A 26,136-nucleotide genomic window follows, 5' to 3' on the forward strand; every position below is an offset into this window, starting at 1 on the left:
GCTTTATGCAGGCGGGTTGTCGCGCTCGAGAGCCTCGAGGCTGCCGGTGCGGCCCCCGGGCAGTTCCATCGTGGTGCACGTGCCCTTGGGCACGAGCTTCCAGGAATTGCCCTGGTAGTCGATTGTGGACGTCCCCGCGCAGGTCGTACCGGGACCTGCGGCGCAGTCGTTCTCGCCGGCCTTGGCCACGCCGAAGCACTTCTCCTGCTCGTCTTCGGCTGCAGCGGGTGCGGTGGTTGCGGCAATACCAAGGGCGGCGGCAAAGGCGCTGGCCACGGCAACGCCGGAGAGAGACTTGGAATGATGGGTCATATTGGGTCCTTCTAAGGGCTCACGTCAGTGTTGGAAGCGACGGCTGGCGGCGGGTTTTTCCCCGCGCCAGCCAACGAATTTGCGGGGCCAAGTGGGCCGCGAATTCCCGCTCCGGTCAAATCACGCCTCCGCCAGCCCTTTGTGATCCGGGGACCTCTAGCCAGACGGCCGTGATTGGTGCGAAATACTCCTGACGCGCGCGTCCTAGCGCCAGCCTCATCGTGAATCTTGCGCTTGTGCACGCCTCGGAAATCTGGCACTTTGGGGCGAAATAGGACAGGCTTGCTGACCTTTGTACTAGAGTCTGCGGCGCGGAGCTCTTCACCCCGCCTTTGGTAAGGTGGGCTGCTGCCAAGAATCGCCGCGCACGCTAGCGCAGAGGCGCGCTAGCCTACCATGGCCCGATCCTCACTACTGCCTGACGGTCACACTGGTGAGGTAGACGGCTTTTGGCCCAACCCCAACATGCTCGCCCGAGAGGTGAGGTCGAGAGTTCATGCAGAAGATGGCACCCCGTGCGCTCATACCTGGACCTTTCAACGTGGCTGCGAATGGCATGCCGCGCGCGGAAGGACTCTACGATCCGGCCAACGAACACGATGCCTGTGGTGTCGGCTTTATCGCAGACCTGAAAGGGACCAAGAGCCACAAGATCATCGAGCATGGCCTCGAGATTTTGGTGAACCTGACGCATCGCGGTGCGGCGGGCGCCGACCCGCGCGACGGCGATGGCGCCGGCATGCTTATTCAGATCCCTCACGACTTCTTCGTGGAGGTCTGTGCCCCACTCGGGTTCACGCTGCCGGAGCCGGGCGAATACGCCGTCGGCCAAATCTTCATGCCCTCCAATCAAGCGCAGCGCATCTATTGCGAGTCCGCGATCGAACGCGTGATCGAATCCGAAGGCCTGACCCTCCTGGGCTGGCGCACGGTACCCACGGACAACGCCACGCTCTCGCCTGAGGTTATCGAAACGGAGCCGGTCCATCGGCAGGTCTTCATCGGACGCGGCCCCAGCATCAAGGACGAGACGGACTTTGAGCGTCACCTCTACCTGCTGCGCAAGGTGATCTCCAACACGATCAATGGCGAGACGGGCGGTCGCGATATCGGCTTCTACATCGTGTCCCTGTCGTGCCGTACGGTGGTCTACAAGGGCATGTTCCTGGCCTACCAGCTAGGCGCCTACTACCAGGACCTCCATCATCCGAAATTCAGTTCGGCGCTGGCGCTGGTCCATCAGAGATTTTCGACGAACACATTCCCGTCCTGGAAGCTGTCGCATCCCTTCCGCATGGTCGCGCATAACGGCGAGATCAACACGCTGCGGGGCAATGTGAACTGGATGGCCGCGCGGCAGGCAAGCGTGTCCTCGCCGCTCTTCGGCGACGACATCTCGAAGCTGTGGCCGATCTCCTATGAAGGACAGTCGGACACGGCCTGCTTCGACAATGCGCTCGAGTTCCTGGTGCAAGGCGGGTACAGCCTCGCCCATGCCGCGATGATGCTCATCCCCGAAGCGTGGGCGGGCAACCCGCTGATGGATGCGAAGCGCCGCGCCTTCTACGAATATCACGCATGCCTGATGGAACCGTGGGACGGTCCGGCCGCCATGGCCTTCACCGACGGGCGTCAGATCGGCGCGACGCTGGACCGGAACGGACTGCGCCCCGCGCGGTACTTCGTGACGGACGACGGCCTCGTCGTGATGGCGTCGGAGACCGGCGTCCTGCCGATCCCGGAAGACAAGATCGTCGAGAAGTGGCGGCTGCAGCCCGGCAAGATGCTGCTCATCGACCTCGAAAAGGGCTGCATCATCTCCGACGAAGAGGTCAAAGCGGAGCTGACCAACTCGCATCCCTATCAAACCTGGCTCGACCGGACGCAAATCCAGGTCCACGAGTTGCCCGGCGCGACCGTGGCGCCCGCGCGTCCCAATGTCAGCCTGTTGGATCGCCAGCAAGCGTTCGGCTATTCGCAAGAGAGCTTGAAGTTCCTCATGCTCCCCATGGCTCAAACGGGCCAGGAGGCTATCGGGTCCATGGGCACGGACACGCCGATCTCGGCGCTGTCGAACAGGCCCAAGCTGTTGCACACCTATTTCAAGCAGAACTTCGCGCAAGTGACGAACCCGCCGATCGATCCGATCCGCGAGGAACTCGTCATGTCGCTGGTGACGTTCATCGGGCCGCGCCCCAACCTGCTCGACCTCGAAGGCACGTCGAAAGACAAGCGCCTGGAGGCCGCCCAGCCCATCCTCACGAACGAGAACCTGGAACGCATCCGCGGCATCGGCGAGGTCGCCGACAATCAGTTTCTGACCATCACGCTCGACATGACCTATCCCGCCGAGGACGGCGAAAAGGGCATGGCAGGCGCGCTCGAACAGCTTTGCAAGAAGGCGGAAGCCGCCGTTCTGGAAGGCGACAACATCATCATTCTGTCGGACCGGGCAACGGACAGCGACCGCATTCCGCTCCCGTCGCTGCTGGCGACGAGCGCTGTGCACCATCACCTGATCCGTTGCGGGCTGCGCACATCCGTGGGTCTCGTGGTCGAGACCGGCGAAGCCTGCGAAGTGAACCAGTTCTGCACGCTGGCGGGCTATGGCGCCGAAGCCATCAACCCGTATCTCGCATTCGAGACGCTCGAGACGCTGCTGCCGGAACTCGATGAGGACATCACCCTCGACGAGGCCATCACGCGCTACATCAAGGCTGTGAACAAGGGCATCCTGAAGGTCATGTCCAAGATGGGCATCTCGACCTATCAGTCCTATTGCGGCGCGCAGATTTTCGACGCGGTCGGCCTCAAGTCGGACTTCGTGGCCAAGTATTTCACTGGCACCAATACGCAGGTCGAAGGCGTGGGCCTCGCAGAGATCGCCAAGGAGACCGTCGAACGGCACAAGGCGGCTTTTGGTGACTCGCCTGTCCTGCGCAACGCGCTCGACGTCGGCGGCGAGTATGCCTTCCGCGTTCGCGGCGAGGCCCATTCGTGGCGGCCGCAAGTCGTGGCGGACCTCCAGCACGCGGTCCGCGGCAATCTACCTGAGAAGTACCGCACGTATGCCGAGGCCATAAACCAGCAGGACAAGGAACTCCTGACTCTGCGTGGCATGTTCCGCATCAAGAATGCCGACGAACTCGGCCAGAAGCCGGTCCCGCTTGACGAGGTGGAGCCGGCCACCGAGATCGTGAAGCGCTTCGCGACCGGTGCCATGTCCTTCGGCTCGATCAGCCGCGAGGCCCATACGACGCTGGCGATTGCCATGAACCGGATCGGCGGCAAGTCCAATACGGGCGAAGGCGGCGAGGAAGTGGACCGCTTCACGCCGTTGCCCAACGGCGATTCCATGCGTTCGGCGATCAAGCAGGTCGCCTCGGGCCGTTTTGGTGTGACCACGGAGTACCTGTCCAACGCGGACATGATCCAGATTAAGGTCGCGCAGGGTGCGAAGCCCGGCGAAGGCGGCCAGCTGCCGGGTCACAAGGTCGATGGGACGATCGCCAAGGTGCGGCACTCGACGCCGGGCGTCGGACTCATCTCGCCGCCCCCGCACCACGACATCTACTCGATCGAGGATCTCAAGCAGCTGATCTACGATCTCAAGAACGTCAATCCGAAGGCCGACATTTCGGTGAAGCTCGTGTCGGAAGTGGGCGTCGGCACCGTCGCCGCAGGCGTGGCCAAGGCCATGTCCGACCACGTGACGATCTCGGGCTTTGAGGGCGGCACGGGCGCTTCGCCCCTGACCTCGCTCAAGCATGCCGGATCGCCGTGGGAAATCGGACTTGCGGAAACGCAGCAGACGCTCGTGCTGAACCGTCTGCGCGGCCGTATCGCCGTGCAGGTCGATGGCGGGTTGCGCACCGGACGCGACGTGATCGTCGGCGCGCTGCTCGGCGCGGACGAGTTTGGTTTTTCGACGGCTCCGTTGATCGCGGCCGGCTGCATCATGATGCGCAAATGCCATCTGAACACGTGCCCCGTGGGCATCGCCACCCAGGATCCCGTCTTGAGAGCGCGGTTCACCGGCACGCCCGAACACGTCATCAACTTCTTCTTCTATGTCGCCGAGGAAGTGCGCGAGTACATGGCTGCGCTTGGCTTCCGGAAGTTCGAGGAGATGATCGGCCGCACTGAGGTGTTGGATAAGGAAGTCGCCATCGATCACTGGAAGGCGCGCGGCCTCGACTTCACCAAGCTGTTCCACAAGCCCGACAACGCCGACTCGCACCCGATCCGGCATACGGAGCTGCAGGACCATGGCCTCGAGAGCGTTCTCGACACCAAGTTGATCGAGCTTTCACGGGCGGCCCTCGACGAGAAGGCACCGGTCAAGATCGAGCTGCCGATCAAGAATGTAGACCGCTCGACCGGCGCGATGCTGTCCGGCGAGATCGCCAAGCGCTATGGCCATGCCGGTCTTCTGGACGACACGATTTGGGTCCGCTTCAACGGATCCGCCGGCCAGAGCTTCGGCGCCTGGCTCGCCCACGGCGTGACATTCGACCTCGTCGGTGAAGGCAACGACTATGTGGGCAAGGGCCTATCCGGCGGCCGCATCATCGTCCGTCCGCCCGAGGAATCGAAGATCGTTCCCGAGAAGTCGATCATCGTCGGCAACACGGTCCTGTACGGCGCTATTTCCGGCGAATGCTACTTCCACGGCATCGGCGGCGAACGCTTCGGCGTGCGTAACTCCGGCGCAACGGCGGTGATTGAAGGCACCGGCGATCACGGCTGCGAGTATATGACCGGTGGCGTGGTCGTCGTGATCGGCCCCACGGGGCGCAACTTCGCGGCGGGCATGTCGGGCGGCATTGCCTACGTGCTCGACGAGTCCGGCGATTTCGAGCAGCGCTGCAACATGGCCATGGTTGAGCTCGAACCTATTCCGAGCGAAGACCAAGCCATGGAGAAATATCTCCACGAAGGCGGCGACCTGGAGACCCACGGGCTCGTGGATCTCACGGACATGACGCGCCACGATGCGTTGCGCTTGCGCAAGCTGATCGAGAACCATCTGCACTACACCGGCTCGGCACGCGCCCGGGAGATCTTGGACAATTGGGCCACCTACCTGCCGAAATTCGTCAAGGTCATGCCGGTGGAGTATCGCCGCGCGCTGCAGGAAATGGCGCGTCAACAGGCTGCCGACCCGGATGGGCTCGACACGATTGAAATCGGCCTGCGCGAGACCAGCAAATAAGTCACAATGCGGGCATGAGGGCCGGGCTTCGGTACTGCCGAGGCGCCGGCAAGGATGAGATGAGTTAGGGCGGAGATCCTAATCGAATGGGCAAAGTTACAGGATTTCTGGAAATCGAGCGGGAAGACCGGTCCTATCAGCCGGCCGCCGACCGTGTGCGCCACTTCAAGGAGTTCGTGATCGATCCAAGCGACGCGGACCTAAAGAAACAGGCTGCGCGCTGCATGGATTGCGGCATCCCCTATTGTCATACGGGCTGCCCGATCAACAACCAGATCCCGGACTGGAACGACCTCGTCTACCATTCCGATTGGCAGGAAGCGGCGCAGAATCTCCACTCGACGAACAACTTCCCGGAAGTGACGGGACGCATCTGCCCGGCGCCCTGCGAGGCGGCGTGCACGTTGAACATCATCGACGAGCCGGTGACGATCAAATCCATCGAGCGCGCCATCGCGGACCGCGCCTTCGACGAAGGCTGGGTCGTGCCGCAGCCGCCGGAGAGGAAGACCGGCAAGCGCGTCGCGATTGTCGGATCGGGGCCCGCGGGGATCTCGGCCGCGCAACAACTCGCGCGCGCCGGCCACGACGTGCACGTGTTCGAAAAGCACGCCCATCCCGGCGGACTGCTCCGCTACGGCATTCCCGACTTCAAGATGGAGAAGTTCATCATCGAGCGTCGCGTGACGCAGATGGAGGCCGAGGGCGTCACGTTCCACTGCAATGTCGAAGTGGGCAAGGACGTCGACATCCGTGACCTCGAGCGCAAGTACGATGCCGTGCTGCTAGCCGGCGGATCGGAGCATCCGCGCGACCTCCCCGTTCCGGGGCGCGAGCTCGACGGCGTCCACTTCGCGATGACTTTCTTGCCGCAGCAGAACCGCCGCGTGTCCGGGGAACCGCTGGGCGATGTCGAGTCCATCACCGCCGAAGGCAAGCGCGTAGTCGTGATCGGCGGCGGCGACACGGGCTCGGACTGCATCGGCACGTCGTTCCGCCAAGGCGCAACGGCCGTGACGCAGCTCGAGATCATGCCGGAGCCGCCGGCGCAGGAGAACAAGGCGCTGACCTGGCCGCACTGGCCTCTCAAGTTCCGCACGTCGTCGAGCCAGGCCGAGGGCGCCGTCCGCGACTTCAGCGTGGCGACGAACCGGATTCTCGGCGACGGCAAGGTCGAGCAACTGGAATGCGTGCGCCTCGACGAGCAGATGAAGCCGATCGAGGGTAGCGAATTCACGATCCCGGCCGATCTGGTCTTTCTCGCCATGGGCTTCCTGCACCCGGTGCACGAAGGCATGATCGAGGACCTCAAAGTCGAGCTCGACCAGCGCGGCAACGTCAAAGCCAACGACGTCGACTATCAGACCTCGCGGAGCAAGATCTTCGCCGCCGGCGACATGCGCCGTGGCCAGTCGCTCGTGGTCTGGGCCATTCGCGAAGGACGGCAAGCCGCCCATTCGATCGACAAATTCCTGATGGGATCGACGACGCTACCGCGCTAGACGGCAACGTCTCTAGCTGGGCGGCCAGGCGAAGTCGTCGGCACGCCCGGACTTCGGCTCGAGCTGCTCGCCGCGCACAAGCACGCGGTAATAAGGCCTTTGCGCGAGCGGGAGCTGCGGCCGCGACGAGGACAGCGTGACGTCCGATACGGCCGAAATCGAAGAGATCGCAGTGTAGCCGCCGGGCAGACTGGATGTGATGACCTGCGGATCCAGAGCGCCGCCGGACCCCGTGTCGCCATCTGGATCGTCAACAGGCGCTGCCGCGCCCCTATTTGGGCGCACGACGCTGACATCGCCGACCTGGTCCTGCCGCAAGGCGTCGCCTTCCTCGCCGTCAGCCGGATCGCCTGAGACAGCCGTCTGGGTGGCAGGCTCCGGCGACGTCAGTCCCTTCGCCACCTTCTCCTGCTCCTCAGGATCGCCGGCGAGCGGAATGTCGCGTTCCTTCTTCGCAAGCTCGATGTCCTGGCTCAGTTCCTTGCTCACGAGCTGGGCCAGTTTCAGATTGCCGCGCGAGGTGAAACCGTCGCTATCGCGCATACGTTGGCTCCGCCCTTCCTCGTCGGTACCGACCAGCGTGTATTGGCCGTTCTCGTCTGCGAACTCGCTCCAGGTATCGATGAACTTGGCCCCGTTCACAAAGGCCTTCTCGCGAAACACGTCGTTGAGACGTTCCGCGGCGGTCCGCTGGCCGGCCGACCGCATCACCGGCAGTCCAACCCAGTAAACGCCGAGCCCCGCAGCCCGCAATTTCCGGATGAATGTCTCGACGCGGGCGCCATAGGCCTCGCGCCATTCTTCGGTCCCCACATTGAGGACCTTGTCGCCCTCCCGGATCGCCTTGTGCTCGCCAAGGCCGAATTGAACCACGGCGACGTGATAGCTCCCGTCGTTCAAAATCTTGTCGATTTCGCCGTTCCAATCGTAGCGCTTCGGGTCGGTGAACCCGGTCCATTTCTTGGACTGGTTCAGCACATCCACGGTGAGATCTTCTTCGTATGTACGGTAGAGCCCGCTCCAAAGCCCGTCCGCCTCCCCGTCGCCGAGCACCACGACACGGTAGCGGTCGCCATTGGGGAACGGCGTGATGTAGCTGCGGTGCGACAGGGCATCTTGCGCGACCACGGGCGCCGACGCCGTGGACACGAGAAGCGCTGCCAAAAGCAGCGCGATCAAGCCGACCAAACGAGGCATGCGGGTGCAAATAATCCTTAGGCGGGACATCAGTCACCCATCATAGCACTAATTCGCCTGTGCAGGTGGCACGTCGGACGCGCTACGCGAGTAGGACGACGCACCTGCCTGCCCGGGCAAGACCTGGGCCGGCTGCGCCTGTTGCGCAGGCTGCGGATGGATCGGAATAATCGCGTAAGCATTCCGGTGGCCCGGCGGCGAGTATTCGGCCGCAACCTGCTGCTGAGGAGCTTGCGGCCGCGCGGGCTGAGGTTGCACGGCCTTCGGCTGAGTCGCTTGCGGCTGGGCCATTGGGGGCTGCGCCGGAGCCAGAAGCTGTTGCGTGTTAGGCTGCGGGACAGCCCCTTGAGGATGGATGTATTGCGGCTGCCCCGCGTTCGCCGGCCCGGGTTGAGCCGGTGCCACCGCTTGCTGCGGCACATACTGTGGCTGCGCTGCACTCGCAGGCGCGGCCTGTCCCGGAACAGTTTGAGCTGCCGGGATAGACGCCGTCGATCCGGGCGCCCCGGCCGGAGGCAATGCCGGCGCCTCGGCGCGTAGTGCCTTCAAAATCGTCTGCGTCGGGTAGCCGTCGACGGCCAGGCCCTTGGAGCGCTGATAGGACCGCACGCCCTCGAGCGTGCCGCTGCCGATGATGCCGTCCACTTCGCCTTCCAGGTGCCCGAGCGCGATCAGGTGGCGCTGCAACTCCATGCGCTGCTCCATGGAGAGCCGATTTTCGCTTGTGGGCCAGGACTGGACGAAGGGTCCGTAGCCGGCGAGCCGGTCCGCCAGATGGCCCACGGCGAGCGCATAGGAATCGGCGTTGTTGTAACGCAGGATCGACCGGAAATTATTCAGGACAAGGAAGGACGGCCCGTTGCGCCCGTCGGGAGACAAGAGTTGCGCCTTGTCGCCGGGACGCGGAAACGGCTGGCCGTTGGCGCGCGTGATCCCCGCGGCCTGCCAGCTCGCGATCGTGCGCATGGTCCCGCGCTTGTAGCTCTTGGCGGTGTAGCTCTTGGGCAGCTTGACCTCGTACCCCCAGGTCTGCCCCGGAATCCAGTTCGACTTCCTCAAATAGGCGGCGGTCGAGCCCAAAGCGTCGGGAATGGTGTCCCAAATATCGCGGCGTCCGTCACCGTCGAAATCGACCGCGTAGGCCGAATAAGTGGTGGGGATAAACTGAGTGTGCCCCATGGCGCCGGCCCAGGACCCCATGAAATGCACCGGGTCCGTATCGCCGTGCTGCAGAATCTTCAGTGCCGAGACGATCTGGCCCCGGGCGAACTTCGACTTGACCCCCGAACAGGCCAAGGTCATCAGCGACTGGATGACCTGTTTGTCGCCCTTGTTGGTCCCGTAGTTCGACTCCACGCCCCAGATGGCGAGCACGATATGCTTGTCGACGCCGTACTTCGCCTCGACCTGCTCCAGCAGCGGCCCATACTCGATGAGCTTCTGCTGCCCCATTGAAAGCCGTTTTGGCGAGATCGCGCGCTCCACATACTCACCCATCGGCTTCTTGTATTCGGGCTGATACTTGGCGGATTCGATCACTTCTTGATCGTGCGCGATGCCGGCGGTCGCCCTTTCGAACGTGTCCCAGCTGACGCCGGCGCGCTTCGCGGCGGGCCAGAAGCTCTTCACGCAGGTCTGAAACTTGTCCGCATACGCCAAGCTCGGGAAGGCCGCGACTGAGACGCAGGCCAAACCAGCCGAAAAGGCGGACGATATCAATATCTTAGGACAGTTCATGGATCGCATCCTGGGAATGTAACAAATGGGGCGGGCAAAACCGTGGCAAAGCCGCCGTTACGCATTTGCCTAGAATGACAGATCCTACTTTAGCACCTGGTTAATCAAAGCGTGGCTCGGGTAGCAGGTCAGGGGCAGCCCCCGCGCCTTCTCCTCCTTGCCGATCGTCTGCCGCGTCTTGAAGCCCACCAGACCGTCGACCTTACCGACGTCATGGCCTTGGGAAACAAGCACCTCCTGGAACTGCAGGATGCGATCGCGCGTAAAGCGCTCCACCGGCTGCCAAGTGCCGGCAAACTGGACGGGCGCGTTGTAGGCGATCATGTCGGCCACGTGTCCGACGAAAATCGCGTAGACATCAGAGTTGTTGTACAGCTTCAGGACCGAGAAATTGGTCGTGGCCAAAAAGGCGGGCCCCTTCATCCCGGCGGGAAGCACGAGGAAGGTCCAATCGCCGAGCCGGTCTTCCGGGAACGCGCGCCCGTTGACACGCCGCACCCCGAGCTCGATCCATTCCTTGATGGGTAGCGATTGGTCCGGCCCCTGCAGCGTGCAGTCGAAATTTTTGGGCAGCGTCACCTCGTACGCCCAAGGCTGCGTCCCGTCCCACCCTTGGCTTCGCAGGGAGTTGCCCGCGCTTGCCAGAGCGTCCGGAACCGACCGCCAAATATCCCGCCGTCCGTCGCCGTCGAAGTCCACGGCGTAGTCCTCGAAATCGCCCGGCAGAAACTGAACATGCCCCATCGCGCCGGCCCAGGAGCTCTTCATCATCTGACGGGTCGCGTGACCGAGCTCGATGATCTGGAGCGCACCGATCAGTTGCGGACGGAACTCGTCGGCCCGCCGTCCCATGAAGGCCTGTGTTGCGATCGCGGTGATCGCATCATGCGGCAGAGCGGCGGCGCCATATCCGGTTTCGCGGCCCCAGATGGCGAGCACGATACTGGCCGGGACGCCGTACTTCTCTTCGATGGCCTTCAGCGTGGGCGCGAGCTGCCGGTACTTGGCCCGGCCGCCATTGGCGAGCGCATTCAGGCTGCTTGCTTTGAAATAGTTCTGAGGTACGCCGAACTCGGCCTGCGGCTGGGGCTTCGGCTTCATGGAGTCGGGCAAGGCCGGGCCGCCGGGATAGGCGGGATCGGGCGGCGTCAACTGCGGCAACGACCAATCGAGCTTGAGCCCTTTCAGCTGCTTGTCGAACGTCGCGCGGGAAATGCCGGCGGCCTCCGCCTCGGGCCACAAGCCCTCGATCCACTGGGCGAAACTGGCATCGACCGCGCGCTTGTAGTCGGACGCGGCGTCGGCAACGCCGGTCCCCGGCAACGTAGTGAGCGCGAGTGCAAATAATAGTGCGAACGCCGAACGTGTAGGTGTGAGCCATGCGGCCGCCATAGACGATCCTTCAAGCTTCCAAACGAATCTCCGCGGAGAGTGTGGCGGGCCTCTATGACCTTGAAAAGGCGCGTTCGACGCCGAAGGTCCGCGCCGAACGCTAGGAAGCACCGCCTTTGGCCTTGAGATGCCGCTCCCAGGCAAGGGCATGGCCGACGATGGTATCGAGATCGTTCAGCTTCGGTTCCCAGCCGAGCACCTCGTGTATGCGGCCGGCGCCGGCGACGAGCGCGGGCGGATCGCCCGGGCGCCGGTCCACCTTTTTGACAGGAAAGTCGACGCCCGAAACCTGCTTCACCGCGTCCACGACTTCCAGCACCGAAAAACCCTTGCCGTAGCCGCAATTCAGGACCGTGCTCTGACCGCCGTCCCGCAGGTAGCGTAGCGCGTCGAGATGCGCCCGAACCAAATCGGTGACATGGATGTAGTCGCGTACGCAGGTTCCATCCGGTGTCGGATAATCCGTTCCGTACACGTCGAGCCCATGCCGGAGTCCCACCGCCGCCTCGGAGGCGACTTTGATCAGGTGTGTGGCCCGGGGCGTAGACTGTCCGGTCCTCCCTTGAGGATCCGCCCCGGCCACGTTGAAGTACCGCAAAGCCACGTAGCGCAAAGGGTGCGCCCGCGCCGTGTCGGCGAGCATTGTCTCTGTCATCAGCTTCGAACTGCCATAGGGCGAAATGGGCTGCAGCTGCGAATCTTCGCCGATGGGCGTCTTATCCGGTTCGCCGTAGACGGCCGCCGTGGAGGAGAAGATAAAATGCGGCACGCCGGCCTCGACCGCGCATGCCAGGAGATTTCGCGAGTTGCAGGTGTTGTTCCCGTAGTAGCCCAGCGGGTCGATGACCGAATCCGGCACGACGATCGATCCCGCAAAATGCAGGATCGCGTCGATGGAATGGTCGTGCAGAAGCTGACCGACCAGTTCCATGTCGCCGACATTGCCCTCCACGAACCGGGCCGCATCGGGAACTGCGGAGCGGAAGCCAGTCGACAGATTGTCGAGAACGACGACGTCCTCGCCGGCGCCCAACAGTTCCAAAACCATATGGCTGCCGATATATCCTGCGCCGCCTGTGACAAGTACACTCATTGGTTCGTTTCCCGAAAAACCGCGCTTCTCAGCCGCTATCTGTGCTATCGCAGGGTGGTTGAGAGACTGCTAAGCGCCATGGTTTGGTATGTCTCGCCTTCGCATTCCTGTACCCGATTCGCCCCCGGGTCCAGCCCACAGCTTCGAGAGAGGACTTGATGCCTGCCCGCATTCGCAAAGCCGTGTTCCCCGTCGCCGGGCTCGGCACACGATTTCTACCCGCTACCAAGGCAATGCCGAAAGAAATGCTGACCGTGGTGGACCGGCCGTTGATCCAACATGTCGTGGACGAGGCGCGCGAAGCCGGCATCGAGCATTTGATCTTCGTCACCGGACGCAACAAAGGCGCGATCGAAGATCATTTCGACAGACAGCCCGAACTCGAGGAAACACTGGCCGCACGCGGAAAGACCGACGCACTGGAGATCCTCGCCGATTGCTTGCCCGACGCGGGCGAGGCAAGCTTTGTCCGGCAGCAAGCGCCGCTTGGATTGGGCCATGCGGTTTGGTGCGCCCGCGAAATCGTCGGAAACGAACCCTTCGCCGTGATCCTCCCGGATGTGCTGGTGCAGGCGCCGGGCAAGGGGTGCCTCGCGCAGATGCTCGACGTCTACAACAAGCATGGCGGAAACATTCTCGCCGTCGAACCTGTCCCCGAAGACCAGACCAAGAATTACGGCGTGGTCGCAACGGCTGAAGCGGAAGGCAATGTGTTCCCCGTCACCGGGATGGTGGAAAAGCCTGAACCTGGCACGGCGCCGTCAAATCTTACGATCCTTGGGCGCTACATCCTGCAGCCCGAGATCTTCGGCCTATTGTCGGAACAGGGAACAGGCTCGGGAGGCGAAATTCAGCTCACGGACTCGATGCTGACGCTACTTAAGACGCAGCCGTTTTATGCGGTCGAGTATGAGGGCCGCGCCTTCGATTGCGGCTCGAAGTCAGGATTCCTTGCGGCCAACATCGCCTACGCGCTTGAGCGGCCCGACCTGCGCGACGCCGTCGTCGCCGAGATCAAGACGCTGCTCTGACCGTCCGGCGTATCCCCGGCGCGCCTCTGGCCCGAGTTCAGTTTCGTATACTCAGACCGACGCGAATCTCATTTTCCGTGTATTCGCCAAACGGGTCCGTCGAAAAGAAATCCGTGTGCTCGTATCGGGTGTACACGGACATATTCGGGTTGAAGAAGTACTCCATGGTGAGGCCTTCGCGCAGCCGCTCGTCGACCAGCGGATTATCCGTGTAGTCCGCTGTTTCGTAGCTCAGATAGCCGCCGACAACGAGATAGCGCCAAAACGCATGCTGCAGGGAGAGACGGTAGCTCCGGGACACGGCACCAAGCGAGTCCACCGTATTGGCCGTTGCGATCTGCGAGTTGGCGAGGAACTCGACAAGAGTCATCGGCGTCGGCATCCAAACGATATCCGCATTGAACAGAAACCCTTCGATCGGCGCCGTGTCTGCGGCAATCGAGTTTTGTTCCCCCCATCCAAGGCTGATGTCGCCATAGAAGGCATCGCTGACTGCGAATGTCATGCCGACCAGTGTCGCGTAGCCGGTGGAATCTCGCGTTAAGCCGCTGACAGTGACGGGTTGCTTATAGACATCCTCGGAAATCTCCCCTCTTCCAAATAAAGCGAGAGGCCCGGGTTGAATTCATAGCTGCCGCGCATCGTGATCTCGTTTTCGCGATAGTCCCGTACATCGACTATCGGGATGAACTGCCCATCTACGATCTCCGCGATCGCCTGCTGACCGCCGGTCAAGTCCTCGTAGTCGAAGGTCGAGATGCTGCCTTCGGCCCGGACGGTCAGCCGATTGAAATTGTGCTCGGCCGCGAGGGAAATCTGCTCTTCCTGCACGTTCGTCTGGAAGCCGGCGATATTGGTGATGTCGACCGCGTTCCGGCCGTCTTGGGTCTGCGCCTTACCCAATTCGAGCTGCACATTGGTTCGCGCGCCGACATCGAGCCGGCCTCGGAGCAGCGCCGCGTAGATCTTGTCGTCCTCCACGGAGAACCTGTTGAACCAGCTTCGGTCGGCGGTGAACTCGGCTTCGAAGGCATGCCGCTCCCAATCCGATTCGAGGCGGACTTCCGGTGCGAGCTCGAAGGCGTAGGCCGAGTTGCCATTCGGCGTGCCCAGCACATTGTCCGTGAGGATCATGCCGACGTCGGCCTCGGCGAAGAGCAGAAAACTGCCGAGGCGCGTGCCGAGCGGCTCGTAGGGATCGAGCTCTCGCGCGCGCAGTCCAAGCGGGTCGTCGGCCGGGTCGATAGCCACGATGTCGTTCCGGAGCGGCGTTAAGACGGGATCGCCGAAGGGATCCGGTTCGCCCGGCGTTTCCGCCCTGCCCTCATCGATGCCGAAGCCCGGAACCGCCTCGTCCGCCACGACCGTGCCCCGAAGGCCAGGATCCACCGTCGAGGGTCTGAGCTGACGGCTGATGGTGACATCGGTACCTTGGGTTGTCCCTGCCGATGTGGCGTCGTCGCCAAGTCCGCCGAGGGGGTCCGTGTCACCGGCCTCGCTGCCGAGATCGGTCGAGGAGCCGTCTTCGCCCAAGTCGTCTCCGGCCGAATCCTCGACAAGGCCGCCCCTCAGCGGAAGCGCGCGCGAGCGGGCTGGCGGCGCGGCGGTCTCGGTATCGGTGGAAATGCCCGACGAAGGCGTGCCGATGCTGCCGCGCAAGCCCGGCGTGTCCTGCGCCACGGCCGGCACAAGAGAGGCGGCAAGCATAGTGGCAGCGAGCACGCCCGCTGCGCTGGACGTTTGGCGACGCGGCAAGGACGCACCTCGATCGGACTTGGGCTTGTGCAAAAGGCTCTCGGCAGCGAGAGTTCCGCACCTGGACCCGTTGACCTATCGAGCCTAGGGGAAACAGGGTTAACGAGGCGTTTATCGGCGTCCCAAATCGGGCCAGGACAAAGGGTTTGGGAAAGAGGCTTGGCTTGACGTTTCAATGCCTTATTCCATGCTAGAATTGCGTGCCGCAGAGGGGGAATACGAGCCGATGTCCGTTGGTTTGAAACAGGATCTAGCCACAGCCGAAGACCACAGCGAGGCCGTCGCCTCGGCCACGCGAACGCTGCAGCTAGAAGCGCAGGGTCTGAGTGCCTTGCAGCAGGCGCTCTCTGGCGAACTTTCGGCGAACTTCGCCGCCGCGCTCGGCATTTTGCGCGGCTGCCGCGGGCGCGTGATCGTGACCGGCATGGGCAAGAGCGGCCATGTCGGCTTGAAGGTTTCCGCGACGCTGGCCTCCACGGGAACCCCCGCCTACTTCGTGCACCCGAGCGAGGCAAGCCACGGCGACCTCGGCATGATCACCCCGGACGATGCGGTTCTGGCGTTTTCCTGGTCGGGAGAGACGGTCGAGCTCGAGAATATCGTGTCCTACTCGCGCCGCTTCGCCGTGCCGCTGGTGGCCGTGACGTCCAACCCGGAATCGACGCTCGCAAAAGCCGCGGAGGTGGTCCTCACGCTCCCGCGCTCCAAGGAGGCCTGTCCGCATGGGCTCGCTCCGACCACCTCGACCATGATGCAGTTGGCCCTCGGGGATTGCATCGCCATTGCGCTCCTGGAGAGCAAGGGCTTTACCGCGCTCGATTTCGGCGTGCTGCATCCCGGCGGTCAACTCGGCGCCCGTCTGAAGTTCGTCGACGATCTGATGCACCGGGACACCGATCTGCCTCTGACGGACGCGGACACGGTGATGTCCGAGGCCATCGTTGTCATGACTGAAAAGGCCCTTGGCTGCCTCGGGGTCGTGGATCGGAACGGCCAGTTGCAGGGCATCATCACCGACGGTGACCTGCGCCGGCATATGGGCAACGGGCTGCTGGACCGCCGCGCGGCCGAGATCATGACTCCTGCGCCGAAGACCGTGACGCGCGACATCATGGCGAGTGCTGCGCTGGAGATCATCAACGCCTCGGCCATCACGGCACTGTTCGTCGTAGAGGACGGAAGGCCCGTCGGCCTCGTCCATATCCACGATCTGCTGCGCGCGGGCGTAGCTTAAGCAGCTGTCGCCTAGGCGGCGATCGCTTCCTTGTCTTTCTTCGGCGTCGCCGACTCGTCCTTGCGGACGCGCGAGAACGACCGGCCGGCGTTCGACATTGCCCCTGTCTCCGGATCCACATCGGCAATGGATTGCACGAGCTTCGCATAGTGATAATGCGTCGCCACCTTCACCCCGTAGATGAAAAGAATATGCGGTTCGCGCCAGCGCTTCTTCACCACTTTCGCCAATTGCTGACGGTAGCGGGCACGCAGTTCCGGATCTTCCACGGCGCTTAACAGCCGCGACGCAAGTACGCTGAAGCGCACATAGTTGTAGGACGCGCGCTTGGCCCAAGCCCAGCGCCAATTTGCCCAATACGGCAGCTCGTGCACCGTGAACTTGAAGTCCTGATCGAAGAACTGCGAATCGAGACGGCCGAAATAGGAGTCCGCCGAATAGGACTCCTGCATCACCCGCACGAAGCCGTCCCGCAGTTCCTCGGACGACATGCCGAGCGGGATGACATTGGTGCCATACAGGTCCGCGTCATCTTCGCTGTTCAGGCGGCCGGCTTCTTTCAATCGCTTGAAGAGCGGCGTGGTCGGGATGGCGTGCAGCATGCCGACAAGCGCCGTCGAAATTCTGGCGCGGGATAGAAACTCCGGCACGGCGGGGAAAATTGTCGTGTCGTCGTGATCGAAGCCGACGATCATCCCGCACCACACATCGATGCCGTGATCCTGGATGCGGTGCACACGCTCGATCAGCGAGCCCGCATTTGGCCGCACGTTTTGCAGCTTCTTCGTCTCCCGCAGCGATTCCTCGTTCGGCGTTTCGATGCCGATAAAGACGTTCTGGAAGCCCGCGAGCCCCATGAGCTCCATCAGCTCATCGTCCTCGGCGAGATCGAGCGAGGCTTCCGTAAAGAGCGTCAGCGGATAGGCGCGCGCTTGCTGCCATTCCGCGATGTCGCGCAGAATAGGCTTGATGGCCTTCTTGTTGCCAATGAGGTTGTCGTCCACCACGAAAACGATCTTCAGGCCCACATTGAGGAACGATTCGAGCTCGGCAATGACCTGCTCGCTTTTCTTGAGACGCGGACGGCGTCCGAAGGTCACGATGATGTCGCAGAATTCGCAGGTGAACGGACAGCCGCGCGAGATCTGCATACTGCCGAACATGTAGCGTTCCGCCTTGAGCAGATCGGTGCGCGGCAGCGGCAGCGTTTCCAGGTTCGTCTTTTCGGGCTGTTCGTAGCGGGACTTGTGCTCGCCCTTCTCCCACTCTTCGAGGAACTGCGGCCAGGTCTCGTCCGCCTCACCCACAAAGATCACGTCCGTTAGCCCCTCCAGGACTTCGGGCTCGACCGTGGCCATGGGGCCGCCCACGACTGTCATCACACCGCGTGCGCGAACGGTTTCGAGAATCTCGAGGAGCCGGCTTCCTTGGATGCTCATGCCGGTCAGACAGACGAGGTCGGCGCGCGCCAGACGATCGAAATCGATGTCCTCGACATTTTCGTCCACCAGCGTCACGTCATGGTGGTCGGGCACCAGAGCGGCCAGGAGCGCCAGGCAGGCAACCGGCAAATTCGCTCTTTTGCCAAAGAGCGGCATGCAGTGCTCCATCCCCCAAAAAGAGATGTCGAAACGCGGATTGACGATGACGATATCGGCCATGATGTCCTTCTTAAGCGAGCGATTCTCGTTCCAATTCCTACTAGACTAGTGATACGGGTGAACAACCGTCACCCCCCGCCAGCCAGTTCCCGAGACCTTAACCGATTTTCGACCAAGGCGCTGACCCAAATCAAGGCTAAGGGATAATGCCTTCAACTTCCGTCGATATTGTGATCGTTGGTGGCGGAATTCATGGCGCCGCGATCGCGCGCGACGCCGCGGGCCGCGGCCTCAAGGTTATGTTGGCCGAACGCGAGGACTACGCCAGCTTCACCTCGTCGGCCTCGTCGAAGCTGGCCCATGGTGGCTTGCGCTACCTCGAACACATGGAATTCGGACTCGTGCGCGAGTCCTTGAGCGAACGAGCCGGTCTCTTGAAGACGGCGCCGCATTTGGTCTCGCCGCTGAAGTTCCTTCTGCCGGTTTTCGACTGGCAAAAACGTAGCGCCTGGTTCGTCCATACGGGACTGGCGCTCTACGACCTGCTCTCGCTCGGCGGCGAAATGCCGGGAAGTGGACGCCTCTCGCAGGACGAGGTCGATGCTTTGCCGCATTTGCGGCGAGACCACCTCAAGGCCGTGCTGCACTATCACGATGCCCATGCGGACGACGCGAGGCTGACCCTGAGCGCAGCTTTGGACGCGCGAGCCCGAGGCGCCGACGTCGCCAATCGCCGCGCAGTGACGGCGATAGTGCCACGCGAGAACGGGTATACGGTGACCATCAGCGAAGGCGGCAAGACGAAAGAGATCGGCGCGCGCTTCATCGTCAACACGGCGGGCCCCTTCGTGGACGCGGTGGACGCCATGATCCCCAATGGCCCCTCACCAAAGAACATCCGCTTCGTCCGGGGCAGCCATATCGTACTGCCGATGCCGGATCCGCCCGAGACCTGCGCTTACACGCTGCAGGACGAAGGGGAACGCATCATTTTCACCATTCCCTGGCTTGCCGGGAACTTCCTCATGATCGGCACCACCGACATTCCCCAGGCTGGTGCTCCCGGCCACGCCGTCTGCTCCGCCGAGGAGAAGAAATATCTGCTCGACGCCTACAACCGCTATTTCGCACGGGCGGGCGGAGCCGCAACGGAGAGCGACATCGTGTGCGACTGGGCGGGCTTGCGCACGCTGCATGGGAGCCCGGACGAAGCCCCGAGCCGCATTACCCGCGAGGTGACGCTGGAGACGGCGACCCAAGGCACCGGGGGCTTCCTTTCGCTGGTGGGCGGCAAACTGACGACCCACCGCGCCACGGCCGAGCAGGTGCTCACCAAACTTCAAGCGATGGGACTCGACATGGGGCCGGCCTGGACCAAGGGCGTGCCCCAATACGGCGGCACGCTGGATCGCGACGCGTTGCGCACCCGCGCCGAGGAGGGACCGACAGAGGTGTCGCCGCAAACCCGGCGGCGCTGGGCATTCACCTATGGCGACAAGATCGAGTATCTATTTGCGCGGATGGAAAGCGACCCGGGCCTCGCCGAAGGGATAGTCCCCGGGGTCCCCCGCGTGGAATTGGAACACGCGGTGAGCGTCGAGGACGCAAGCACGGGCGAGGACTTTCTCTGGCGGCGGACCAAGCTTCAGCTGACTTTGGATGACGCTGCCCGCGAAACGATTGAAGACTGGTTCGTCAAGAACTAGGAGTTCAGCCAGGACTTGGCTTACGCGTCAGACGGCTTTGGGGAACGAATGTCAGAGTTTACGGTCGAAAAAGGCAAGCGCTACCGCGCCACGATTACGCTCGGAATGCTGCAAAGCTTTGCCTCCAACGAGATGCTCGCCAGCCATTTGATTGAGGCAGGCTTCAGCGATGTGCACGTCACCGGTTCGGGCAGCACCCGGATCGCCACCGCGCTCTGGGACAAAGATACCGTCACAGGCCCGATCCCCGACGAAATATCAGAGATCTCTGCGTTGGCCTAGGAGTTCGCGGCCTCGGCCTTCGCCGGCTCCACTTTCAGTATGGACCCGTCGGCGCCGACCACCGTGACCTGCGCACCCTTGGGCAATGCGGGGCCCTCCACGCGCCAGATCGTATCGCCCACGCGCACGCTGCCGCGGCCGTTCGCAATCGGGTCCACCAATTCGTGGGTCTCGCCGATGAGTTGCGCCGCACGCTGATTGAGCAGGGGCGCATCGCTCTCCAGCGGGTTCCTGCGCAAATAGCGGTTGACCAAAATCACCGTGACGAGTGACAGGCTGCAAAACCAGATGAGCTGCCATTGCCAGGCAATCTCGTAGCGGAGCGCAATGACGCCCGTCAAAATTGCGGCGAGCCCGAACCACATGAGGAAGATCCCTGGCGCGAGCATTTCGAGCACGAGCAGAACGGCCGCCAGGATTAGCCAAACCCAAGGACCGAGACTGACAATCGTTTCCATCATCGTGGCGTGTCCTCAGCCTTGTTCTTAGACCGTGGGCACCGAACCACCGCGCCGCGGGCGCGGGCTGCCCGGCTCCGGCGTGGCGTCGGACGAGTCTCTTCCGAACGCTTCCCGCGCGATCTCGCCGATACCGGCGACCGAGCCAATCACGGAAGAAGCCTCGAGCGGCATGAGCATGACCTTCTGGTTCGGCGCCGCGGCCAACGCCTTCAGCGCGTCGACATAGTTGTTGGCGACGAAATAATTGATGGCCTGGACGTTTCCCGAGGCGATGGCCTCGCTCACCATGGCTGTCGCCCGCGCTTCGGCCTCGGCTTCGCGTTCGCGTGCCTCCGCGTCGCGATAGGCCGCTTCGCGACGGCCCTCGGCTGCGAGAATCTGTGCTTGCTTCGTGCCCTCGGCCTCCAGGATGGCCGCCTGACGCTCGCCCTCCGCTGTCAGGATCGCCGCACGCTTATCGCGCTCCGCCTTCATCTGACGCGCCATGGCATCGACCAGATCGCGCGGTGGCTCGATGTCCTTTATTTCGATGCGGGTGACCTTGACGCCCCAGGAATGGGTGGCGTCGTCGACCACCGTCAGCAGGCGGTGGTTGATCTCGTCGCGCTCGGACAGGAGCTTGTCCAGATCCATCGACCCCATCACCGTGCGGATATTCGTCATGGTGAGATTGAGAATGGCGCTTTCGAGGTTGGTCACCTCGTAGCTGGCCCGCGCGGCATCCAGCACCTGGAAGAAGGCCACGCCGTCGACGCGCACCATGGCGTTGTCGCGGGTAATCACCTCCTGGCTCGGCACATTGACCACCTGCTCCATCATGTTGAGCTTGCGGCCGACCCGGTCGATGAAGGGAATGATAAGGCCCAAGCCCGGCGTCAGGGTGCGCGTGTACCGCCCGAAGCGCTCGACGGTGTAATTGTAGCCTTGCGGCACGATCTTGACCGCCGACATCACGGTCACGACGAACAGGACGAGCAGCGCAATTGTGAAAATATCGAAACCGAACATTCGGCATCCTCCCCCAGGGGTCCGGGCGTCGCTAGATCAGCGTGGCCACGATCTTTCCATAAATGGGGTGGCCATGGCGGTATTTAAGGGCTTTCGGGGGAAGATAACCACCGGTGTTTGCGTACACCAGGCGGCGCGCCTATTGGGCGATATACTGCATGATATCTTGCGCCGCCGCTGATGCCGCCGCCTCGGCGGCCTGGCCCCAGCGCCGGTCGAGCGATCCTTTCGGAATCACGTTGGTCTGAGTCACATTGCCGAGCCGGGTGCCTTCTGGGCCGAACACTGTCCAGTCGATGCGGATCGTCTGTTCGCCGCGACCTGCCGGGAACAGGCGCACCATGCCTTGAATCTCATAGGCATGCGCGGCGGGCGTTCCAGTGACCGTGAAGCCGCGATTGAGGAGCTGGTTCGACAGTGCGTTCTCGAGGGCCTCTTTCCCGTCACCCGGCGCACCGGCCACATCGATAAAAGCCCAGCGTTCCTCCGCCGCGCCGGCGAATTGGGCCATCGCGCCGGTGCTCACAAGCAGCGCGTATGCGATCCCCAAGAACGCAATACGAAACATCAACTTACGACCCCCTCTCTAGTCGACCCAACCCTTCAACTCACGCTCGACGAGATGAAGCAAGACGCGGATACCGCCCTCAGAGTCGTTCAAGCAAGGGATAAAGCTGAATCTCTCACCGCCGTGCTCGAGAAAGATCTCACGCGCCTCCCCATTGATCTCTTCCAACGTCTCGACGCAATCGGCGGCGAAGCCAGGCGTGAGGACGGCCATGCGCTTGACGCCCTGCCGCGCAAGCGCCTCGACTGTCTTGTCCGTATAAGGCTGCAGCCATTCCGCCCGGCCGAAGCGGGACTGGAACGTCGTCATCAGCTTGTTGCCGAGGGGCCCGAGCGCCGCTTGCAGCGCGTCGCTCGTATCCATGCACTGGCACTGATAAGGGTCGCCCTTCGTTACGTAATCCTTGGGGAGGCCGTGATAAGACGCGAGGATGACCTCGGGCTCGAAATCGAGGGTCGCAAGATGATCCCGAATCGACGCGGCAAGCGCCTCGATATACACGGGATCGGACGGATAGGGCGGCACCGTGCGCAGCGCCGGTTGCCAACGCATCGATTTGAGCTTGTCGAAGACCGTATCGTTCACCGTCGCCGTGGTGGCGGCGGCATACTGCGGATAGAGCGGAAACACGAGCAGCTTGGCGCACCCCTGTTCGACGAGCGCCTGCACCCGGTCGGCGATCGTAGGAGTGCCGTAGCGCATGGCCCAATCCACGATCACCTCTTCACGATGACCGAGTCCGTCGGCGATCTTCTCGGCCTGGGATCGGGTGATGGTCCGTAGGGGCGACTCGTCGAGTTCCTCATTCCAGATCGAGCGGTAGGCTTCCCCGCTTTTGGACGGGCGCGTGGTCAGCACGATACCGTTGAGGATCGGCCACCAGATGAGCCGATTGACCTCGATCACCCGGCGATCGGACAGAAACTCCTTGAGATAGCGCCGCATCGACCAGTAGTCGGTGTCGTCAGGCGTGCCGAGATTGACCAGCAGCACACCGATCTTGCCGAAGGGTTGTGATCGGCAATCGAAGGGTTCGGCAAAGGTGTTCGCTGGCGGGCTCTCATTCATCGGCGCACTCCTCGTGCTGGCCTCTCAAGGCATGCCCGTAGATAGAATATCGTACAGGCTAAGCCTAGTCTCGTGAGACGGCGGCACGAAATTTCACCGCATCTTCCAGGATTTTTGCATGGTCGAAGGCGAGACGCTCGGCCCGCCAGTCATCGACCCACGCAGCGGCCGCGGCATCGTCGCCCGCGACCGGATCGGCCGGTGTTGCGAGTTGCGCGAGAAACACGGTGCTGACTGTGTGACCGCGCGGGTCGCGAGCCGGGTCCGAATACACGCCGACGAGCAAAAGATCGCCGACCGTGACACCGGTCTCTTCGCGTAGTTCCCGCCGGCACCCGTCCTCGACAGTCTCGCCGACATCGACGAAACCGCCCGGCAGCGCATAGCAGCCCTTGAACGGCTCGTGCCCGCGGCGAATGAGGAGCACGCGCCCGCGCGGATCGAAAACCACGCAATCGACGGTGAGCGCTGGTGTTTTCGGAAAGCCCATCAGATCTACGTCCGTATCAGCCGTGAGTGGCGCCACCATTGGAACTCGGGCTGCGACCAACCGCTAGAACGGCCGCGCCGGTCCGAGAGACGCGAGGAATAGCAGAAGCCCGATCGTCATCACAAACAACGCGCCGCCGATTGCGCAGACCGTCCAAACGGCCTCTGCCCACCGCGTATTCTCACCGCCGATTGCAAGCGCAACGTTGCGCGAACCGATCGCCAAAGACGCAAGAACCGAGACCGTAATCGCGGTGCCGAGCGCCATGGCAAAGGTCGAGGCGACCCCCGCCCAGAACAGCCCTTGCGCAAGCGCGAAGACGAGAACGAGGACCGCGCCGGAACATGGCCGAATGCCGACGGATAGAACCACCGCCCAAATTTTTCGCCAAGTCATCGGTTGCGCGATCTCGCGAACGTCCACGATATGACCGCAGGCCTCGCATGACTCGTGATTGTGATGATGGTGACCGTGCCGGTGATCGTGGCCGTGGGCGTGACCATGATCGCCATCGTCGTCGTGATGGCTGTGGTCGTGGTGGTGATGCCCCTCGCCCGCTTCCGTCGCTCCCCTGCGGCGCCAGACTCTCCACAGCGTCGATACGAGGAGCGAAAGCCCAACCAGAAAAACCAATGCGTAGCTGGCGCTCTCCAATTGCTTGACCCAGCGATTGACCTCGATCCCGGTGCCGTTAAGCGCAATAATCAGAACACCGACCAGGGCCACGGCCATCAAGCCTTGGACCGCCGCTGCGAGGAACGAGACGAGAATGCCACGGCGCACCGTTTCTCTGTTGGCAAGCACATAAGATGAGATGATCGCCTTCCCATGGCCCGGCCCTGCCGCATGGACGACGCCGTATATGAAGCTGAGTCCCGCGAGCCATAGCCCGGCCCGCCAGGCATTGCCCTCCTTGAGCTTCTTGATCGTCGCCGCAAGCGGCCGCAGCAGTTTCTGCTGCGTCTGAATGATCCAAGTCTGCAAGCGGCTGAATGGACCTTGCGCCTTTAGGGGCGCGGCTTGAACAGCGGCGGCCTGCGGCCGGGGCGTGCCCTGCGGCGCGCTGAATGCTGACGGCGGCGCCTGACGCTGGGCCGGCGCACCGAACGCCGAGGGCGGCGATTGCGGCGCCTCCGCCTGTGCGTGTGTCTGCCCAAGTGGCATCAGCGCCAAAACGGACAGTCCCAAGCATCCAAGAATGATTCTTGCTATTCGGCGCCGCATGTCACCGTCACGGTCTGCGCGAATTGCGATCCATAGTTGGAGTCCGGCCCGAGCTGACTGAAGAAGGATTCGGTCAGGGCCTTGGCGTCTTCGGCCGCCTCCGGATCAGCCGCGACGACTTTGGCGGCGCAGCCTGGCGCCGATCCGGCGATCTTCACCGGGTCCGTCTCGGCAAAGCCGAACGCCACGAAGAACGAGGGATCGTAGACATCCACCGTAACGCTCTTGGAGCTCGGCGAGAGCGGCGCCTCGAGCGGCAAGGTGAAATGGAGTGTCAGCGCCGTGCCGTCGTACTCGACCCAGTAGTCCTCGGGCCCTTTCAACGGTAGAAACGTATCGTCGCCCTCCCGCCTCACATAGGTGAAGTAGTCAAAGTCCTTCAAGGATTCGACGTTAACCTTGGCAAGAGGCTCGAGTTCATCCTTCGCATAGGTGCCGTCGCCATTGGTGTCGAGCCCCTGCACCGCCATGGCGCTGTAGAACTCGTCGAACGTCCAGGCGTGTCGGATGCCGGTGATTTCTGTTCGAGGGCCGAAGACCACTTCGGAACGCACAGTCGCCCAAACGTGGGGATGCGCCTCCACGGAGGCCGCAAAGCCGGTAGTGGCCGCTCCCAAAAGCGCCACGTGTAGGGCCGCGCGCGTCGCGCGCCCGCTCCAATATGGCAAGGCTCCGCTCCTTTGATTCGAAGCGCGTGGATTAGCCCTGAATTATGGAGGATTGGGGGCTGTAACGAAATCACATCCTCTGAGGCTCTAGGGAAGCGCTCCGGAAGAGGATGTGTTCGAGATCGTAGAACAAAGAAGAAAAGAAAACGGCGAGCCCGGAGACCGGGCCCGCCAAAGCTTGCGTTCGCTATCTTACGATGCGCCGCCCGGAAGCTTCTGAAGCTCCGTGTTCACGTTCGTGAAGATACCCGTCAGGGTACCACCGACCGTGCTGACGATCGTGATGATCGCAACGGCGATACCAGCAGCAATCAGGCCATACTCGATAGCGGTTGCGCCGGACTCGTCATTGATAAAACGCTTGATAGAAGTCATCTGGACTCTCCCATTACACTTGGAACTCTCAACATCGGCCCCGTACGCACTCCGTTTGGCCCGTGGAACCTGACGAGGAAGCTAACAGTCAGCCGTTAGACATAGGTTAAATCGATCCTCTAAAGTCGGGATCCTTAGGGTAAAAAATCCCTTAACGAGAAATTCCAAAAATCCAGCAAATCTGCGGTTTTGTTCTGACCGTTAACCTCAGACTTAC

The 26,136-nt window shown here is 62.6% G+C and carries 22 protein-coding genes; 6 read left to right on the plus strand and 16 right to left on the minus strand.

From position 1 onward, the window contains the following. Nucleotides 1-3: 3 nt before the first annotated feature. On the minus strand, nt 4-312 hold the full coding sequence (locus tag GL4_RS15150) for a BufA1 family periplasmic bufferin-type metallophore (protein WP_045368748.1): 309 nt from the start codon (nt 310-312) through the stop codon (nt 4-6). A 505-nt stretch (nt 313-817) separates the two neighbouring features. Here GL4_RS15150 and gltB point away from each other — a divergent pair. Together gltB and GL4_RS15160 are read left to right on the plus strand one after the other, a co-directional pair. Then, nucleotides 818-5,527 carry a glutamate synthase large subunit gene (gene gltB, locus GL4_RS15155; RefSeq protein WP_082025813.1) on the plus strand — a complete coding sequence of 1,570 codons (4,710 nt, stop codon included), beginning with the start codon at nt 818-820 and terminating at the stop codon, nt 5,525-5,527. 86 nt (nt 5,528-5,613) lie between these two features. Beyond that, a complete protein-coding gene (locus tag GL4_RS15160; RefSeq protein WP_045368754.1) occupies nt 5,614-7,029 on the plus strand; it encodes a glutamate synthase subunit beta in 1,416 nt (471 codons plus the stop codon). A gap of 12 nt (nt 7,030-7,041) precedes the next feature. On the opposite strand, the gene GL4_RS15165 is transcribed toward GL4_RS15160, so the two are convergent. The 4 genes from GL4_RS15165 to galE form a co-directional block, all read right to left on the minus strand. Further along, nucleotides 7,042-8,226: an SGNH/GDSL hydrolase family protein gene (locus GL4_RS15165; protein WP_172653381.1), complete on the minus strand. Its 1,185-nt coding sequence runs from the start codon at nt 8,224-8,226 to the stop codon at nt 7,042-7,044. Between the two features lie 48 nt (nt 8,227-8,274). Next, complete coding sequence (locus GL4_RS15170; protein WP_172653382.1) at nt 8,275-9,963, minus strand: lytic murein transglycosylase; 1,689 nt, start codon at nt 9,961-9,963, stop codon at nt 8,275-8,277. An 84-nt stretch (nt 9,964-10,047) separates the two neighbouring features. Then, entirely contained in the window at nt 10,048-11,355 is a 1,308-nt protein-coding gene (locus GL4_RS15175) for a lytic murein transglycosylase (RefSeq protein ID WP_045368756.1), read from the minus strand. A 100-nt stretch (nt 11,356-11,455) separates the two neighbouring features. Continuing rightward, entirely contained in the window at nt 11,456-12,448 is a 993-nt protein-coding gene (gene galE / locus GL4_RS15180) for a UDP-glucose 4-epimerase GalE (protein WP_045368758.1), read from the minus strand. Between the two features lie 158 nt (nt 12,449-12,606). On the opposite strand from galE, the gene galU reads away from it, so the two are divergent. Continuing rightward, complete coding sequence (gene galU / locus GL4_RS15185; protein WP_045368760.1) at nt 12,607-13,479, plus strand: UTP--glucose-1-phosphate uridylyltransferase GalU; 873 nt, start codon at nt 12,607-12,609, stop codon at nt 13,477-13,479. 37 nt (nt 13,480-13,516) lie between these two features. Here galU and GL4_RS15190 read toward each other — a convergent pair whose 3' ends face one another. Together GL4_RS15190 and GL4_RS15195 are read right to left on the minus strand one after the other, a co-directional pair. Then, nucleotides 13,517-14,104 carry an outer membrane beta-barrel protein gene (locus GL4_RS15190; protein WP_082025714.1) on the minus strand — a complete coding sequence of 196 codons (588 nt, stop codon included), beginning with the start codon at nt 14,102-14,104 and terminating at the stop codon, nt 13,517-13,519. Next, complete coding sequence (locus GL4_RS15195) at nt 14,020-15,234, minus strand: outer membrane beta-barrel protein (protein WP_208430888.1); 1,215 nt, start codon at nt 15,232-15,234, stop codon at nt 14,020-14,022. The genes GL4_RS15190 and GL4_RS15195 overlap by 85 nt, the downstream gene beginning before the upstream one ends. 226 nt (nt 15,235-15,460) lie before the next feature. Between GL4_RS15195 and GL4_RS15200 the strand changes: the two genes are divergently transcribed. After that, nucleotides 15,461-16,468: a KpsF/GutQ family sugar-phosphate isomerase gene (locus GL4_RS15200; RefSeq protein ID WP_045370330.1), complete on the plus strand. Its 1,008-nt coding sequence runs from the start codon at nt 15,461-15,463 to the stop codon at nt 16,466-16,468. Between the two features lie 11 nt (nt 16,469-16,479). Here the strand turns inward: GL4_RS15200 and GL4_RS15205 are convergent, their stop codons facing one another. After that, on the minus strand, nt 16,480-18,129 hold the full coding sequence (locus GL4_RS15205; RefSeq protein WP_045368766.1) for a B12-binding domain-containing radical SAM protein: 1,650 nt from the start codon (nt 18,127-18,129) through the stop codon (nt 16,480-16,482). Nucleotides 18,130-18,275: 146 nt separating this feature from the next. On the opposite strand from GL4_RS15205, the gene glpD reads away from it, so the two are divergent. Next, entirely contained in the window at nt 18,276-19,775 is a 1,500-nt protein-coding gene (gene glpD / locus GL4_RS15210) for a glycerol-3-phosphate dehydrogenase (protein ID WP_045368768.1), read from the plus strand. Nucleotides 19,776-19,790: 15 nt separating this feature from the next. Further along, nucleotides 19,791-20,057, plus strand: a complete 267-nt coding sequence (locus GL4_RS15215) for a hypothetical protein (RefSeq protein WP_208430889.1) — start codon at nt 19,791-19,793, stop codon at nt 20,055-20,057. On the opposite strand, the gene GL4_RS15220 is transcribed toward GL4_RS15215, so the two are convergent. From GL4_RS15220 to GL4_RS15255, 8 genes are all read right to left on the minus strand, one after another. Further along, the gene (locus tag GL4_RS15220; protein WP_045368772.1) at nt 20,054-20,518 is read right to left on the minus strand and encodes an NfeD family protein; all 465 of its coding nucleotides are present in this window, start codon (nt 20,516-20,518) and stop codon (nt 20,054-20,056) included. The two genes, GL4_RS15215 and GL4_RS15220, sit on opposite strands and share 4 nt — an antisense overlap. 24 nt (nt 20,519-20,542) lie before the next feature. Further along, on the minus strand, nt 20,543-21,526 hold the full coding sequence (locus tag GL4_RS15225; RefSeq protein ID WP_045368774.1) for an SPFH domain-containing protein: 984 nt from the start codon (nt 21,524-21,526) through the stop codon (nt 20,543-20,545). Between the two features lie 139 nt (nt 21,527-21,665). Next, nucleotides 21,666-22,094 (minus strand): hypothetical protein, encoded by a 429-nt coding sequence (locus tag GL4_RS15230; RefSeq protein ID WP_045368776.1) that lies wholly within the window; start codon nt 22,092-22,094, stop codon nt 21,666-21,668. Nucleotides 22,095-22,112: 18 nt separating this feature from the next. Further along, nucleotides 22,113-23,162: a ferrochelatase gene (gene hemH / locus GL4_RS15235; RefSeq protein ID WP_045368778.1), complete on the minus strand. Its 1,050-nt coding sequence runs from the start codon at nt 23,160-23,162 to the stop codon at nt 22,113-22,115. Nucleotides 23,163-23,226: 64 nt separating this feature from the next. After that, nucleotides 23,227-23,691 (minus strand): NUDIX domain-containing protein, encoded by a 465-nt coding sequence (locus GL4_RS15240; RefSeq protein WP_197539047.1) that lies wholly within the window; start codon nt 23,689-23,691, stop codon nt 23,227-23,229. A gap of 24 nt (nt 23,692-23,715) precedes the next feature. Next, a complete protein-coding gene (locus tag GL4_RS15245) occupies nt 23,716-24,840 on the minus strand; it encodes a nickel/cobalt transporter (RefSeq protein ID WP_156137645.1) in 1,125 nt (374 codons plus the stop codon). Between the two features lie 20 nt (nt 24,841-24,860). Next, nucleotides 24,861-25,544, minus strand: coding sequence for a DUF1007 family protein (locus GL4_RS15250; RefSeq protein WP_045368780.1), 684 nt, complete (start codon nt 25,542-25,544; stop codon nt 24,861-24,863). A gap of 192 nt (nt 25,545-25,736) precedes the next feature. Continuing rightward, nucleotides 25,737-25,919 (minus strand): Flp family type IVb pilin, encoded by a 183-nt coding sequence (locus GL4_RS15255; RefSeq protein WP_045368781.1) that lies wholly within the window; start codon nt 25,917-25,919, stop codon nt 25,737-25,739. Nucleotides 25,920-26,136: the final 217 nt, after the last annotated feature.

The organism is Methyloceanibacter caenitepidi, assembly GCF_000828475.1.
Lineage (GTDB): Bacteria > Pseudomonadota > Alphaproteobacteria > Rhizobiales > Methyloligellaceae > Methyloceanibacter > Methyloceanibacter caenitepidi.

Excerpts from the sequence above, each read along its gene's own strand:
- GL4_RS15150 (WP_045368748.1), bottom strand. The coding sequence starts at position 312 with ATGACCCATCATTCCAAGTCTCTCTCCGGCGTTGCCGTGGCCAGCGCC.
- gltB (WP_082025813.1), top strand. The coding sequence starts at position 818 with ATGGCACCCCGTGCGCTCATACCTGGACCTTTCAACGTGGCTGCGAAT.
- GL4_RS15160 (WP_045368754.1), top strand. The coding sequence starts at position 5,614 with ATGGGCAAAGTTACAGGATTTCTGGAAATCGAGCGGGAAGACCGGTCC.
- GL4_RS15165 (WP_172653381.1), bottom strand. The coding sequence starts at position 8,226 with ATGCCTCGTTTGGTCGGCTTGATCGCGCTGCTTTTGGCAGCGCTTCTC.
- GL4_RS15170 (WP_172653382.1), bottom strand. The coding sequence starts at position 9,963 with ATGAACTGTCCTAAGATATTGATATCGTCCGCCTTTTCGGCTGGTTTG.
- GL4_RS15175 (WP_045368756.1), bottom strand. The coding sequence starts at position 11,355 with ATGGCGGCCGCATGGCTCACACCTACACGTTCGGCGTTCGCACTATTA.
- galE (WP_045368758.1), bottom strand. The coding sequence starts at position 12,448 with ATGAGTGTACTTGTCACAGGCGGCGCAGGATATATCGGCAGCCATATG.
- galU (WP_045368760.1), top strand. The coding sequence starts at position 12,607 with ATGCCTGCCCGCATTCGCAAAGCCGTGTTCCCCGTCGCCGGGCTCGGC.
- GL4_RS15200 (WP_045370330.1), top strand. The coding sequence starts at position 15,461 with ATGTCCGTTGGTTTGAAACAGGATCTAGCCACAGCCGAAGACCACAGC.
- GL4_RS15205 (WP_045368766.1), bottom strand. The coding sequence starts at position 18,129 with ATGGCCGATATCGTCATCGTCAATCCGCGTTTCGACATCTCTTTTTGG.
- glpD (WP_045368768.1), top strand. The coding sequence starts at position 18,276 with ATGCCTTCAACTTCCGTCGATATTGTGATCGTTGGTGGCGGAATTCAT.
- GL4_RS15220 (WP_045368772.1), bottom strand. The coding sequence starts at position 20,518 with ATGATGGAAACGATTGTCAGTCTCGGTCCTTGGGTTTGGCTAATCCTG.
- GL4_RS15225 (WP_045368774.1), bottom strand. The coding sequence starts at position 21,526 with ATGTTCGGTTTCGATATTTTCACAATTGCGCTGCTCGTCCTGTTCGTC.
- GL4_RS15230 (WP_045368776.1), bottom strand. The coding sequence starts at position 22,094 with ATGTTTCGTATTGCGTTCTTGGGGATCGCATACGCGCTGCTTGTGAGC.
- hemH (WP_045368778.1), bottom strand. The coding sequence starts at position 23,162 with ATGAATGAGAGCCCGCCAGCGAACACCTTTGCCGAACCCTTCGATTGC.
- GL4_RS15240 (WP_197539047.1), bottom strand. The coding sequence starts at position 23,691 with ATGGTGGCGCCACTCACGGCTGATACGGACGTAGATCTGATGGGCTTT.
- GL4_RS15255 (WP_045368781.1), bottom strand. The coding sequence starts at position 25,919 with ATGACTTCTATCAAGCGTTTTATCAATGACGAGTCCGGCGCAACCGCT.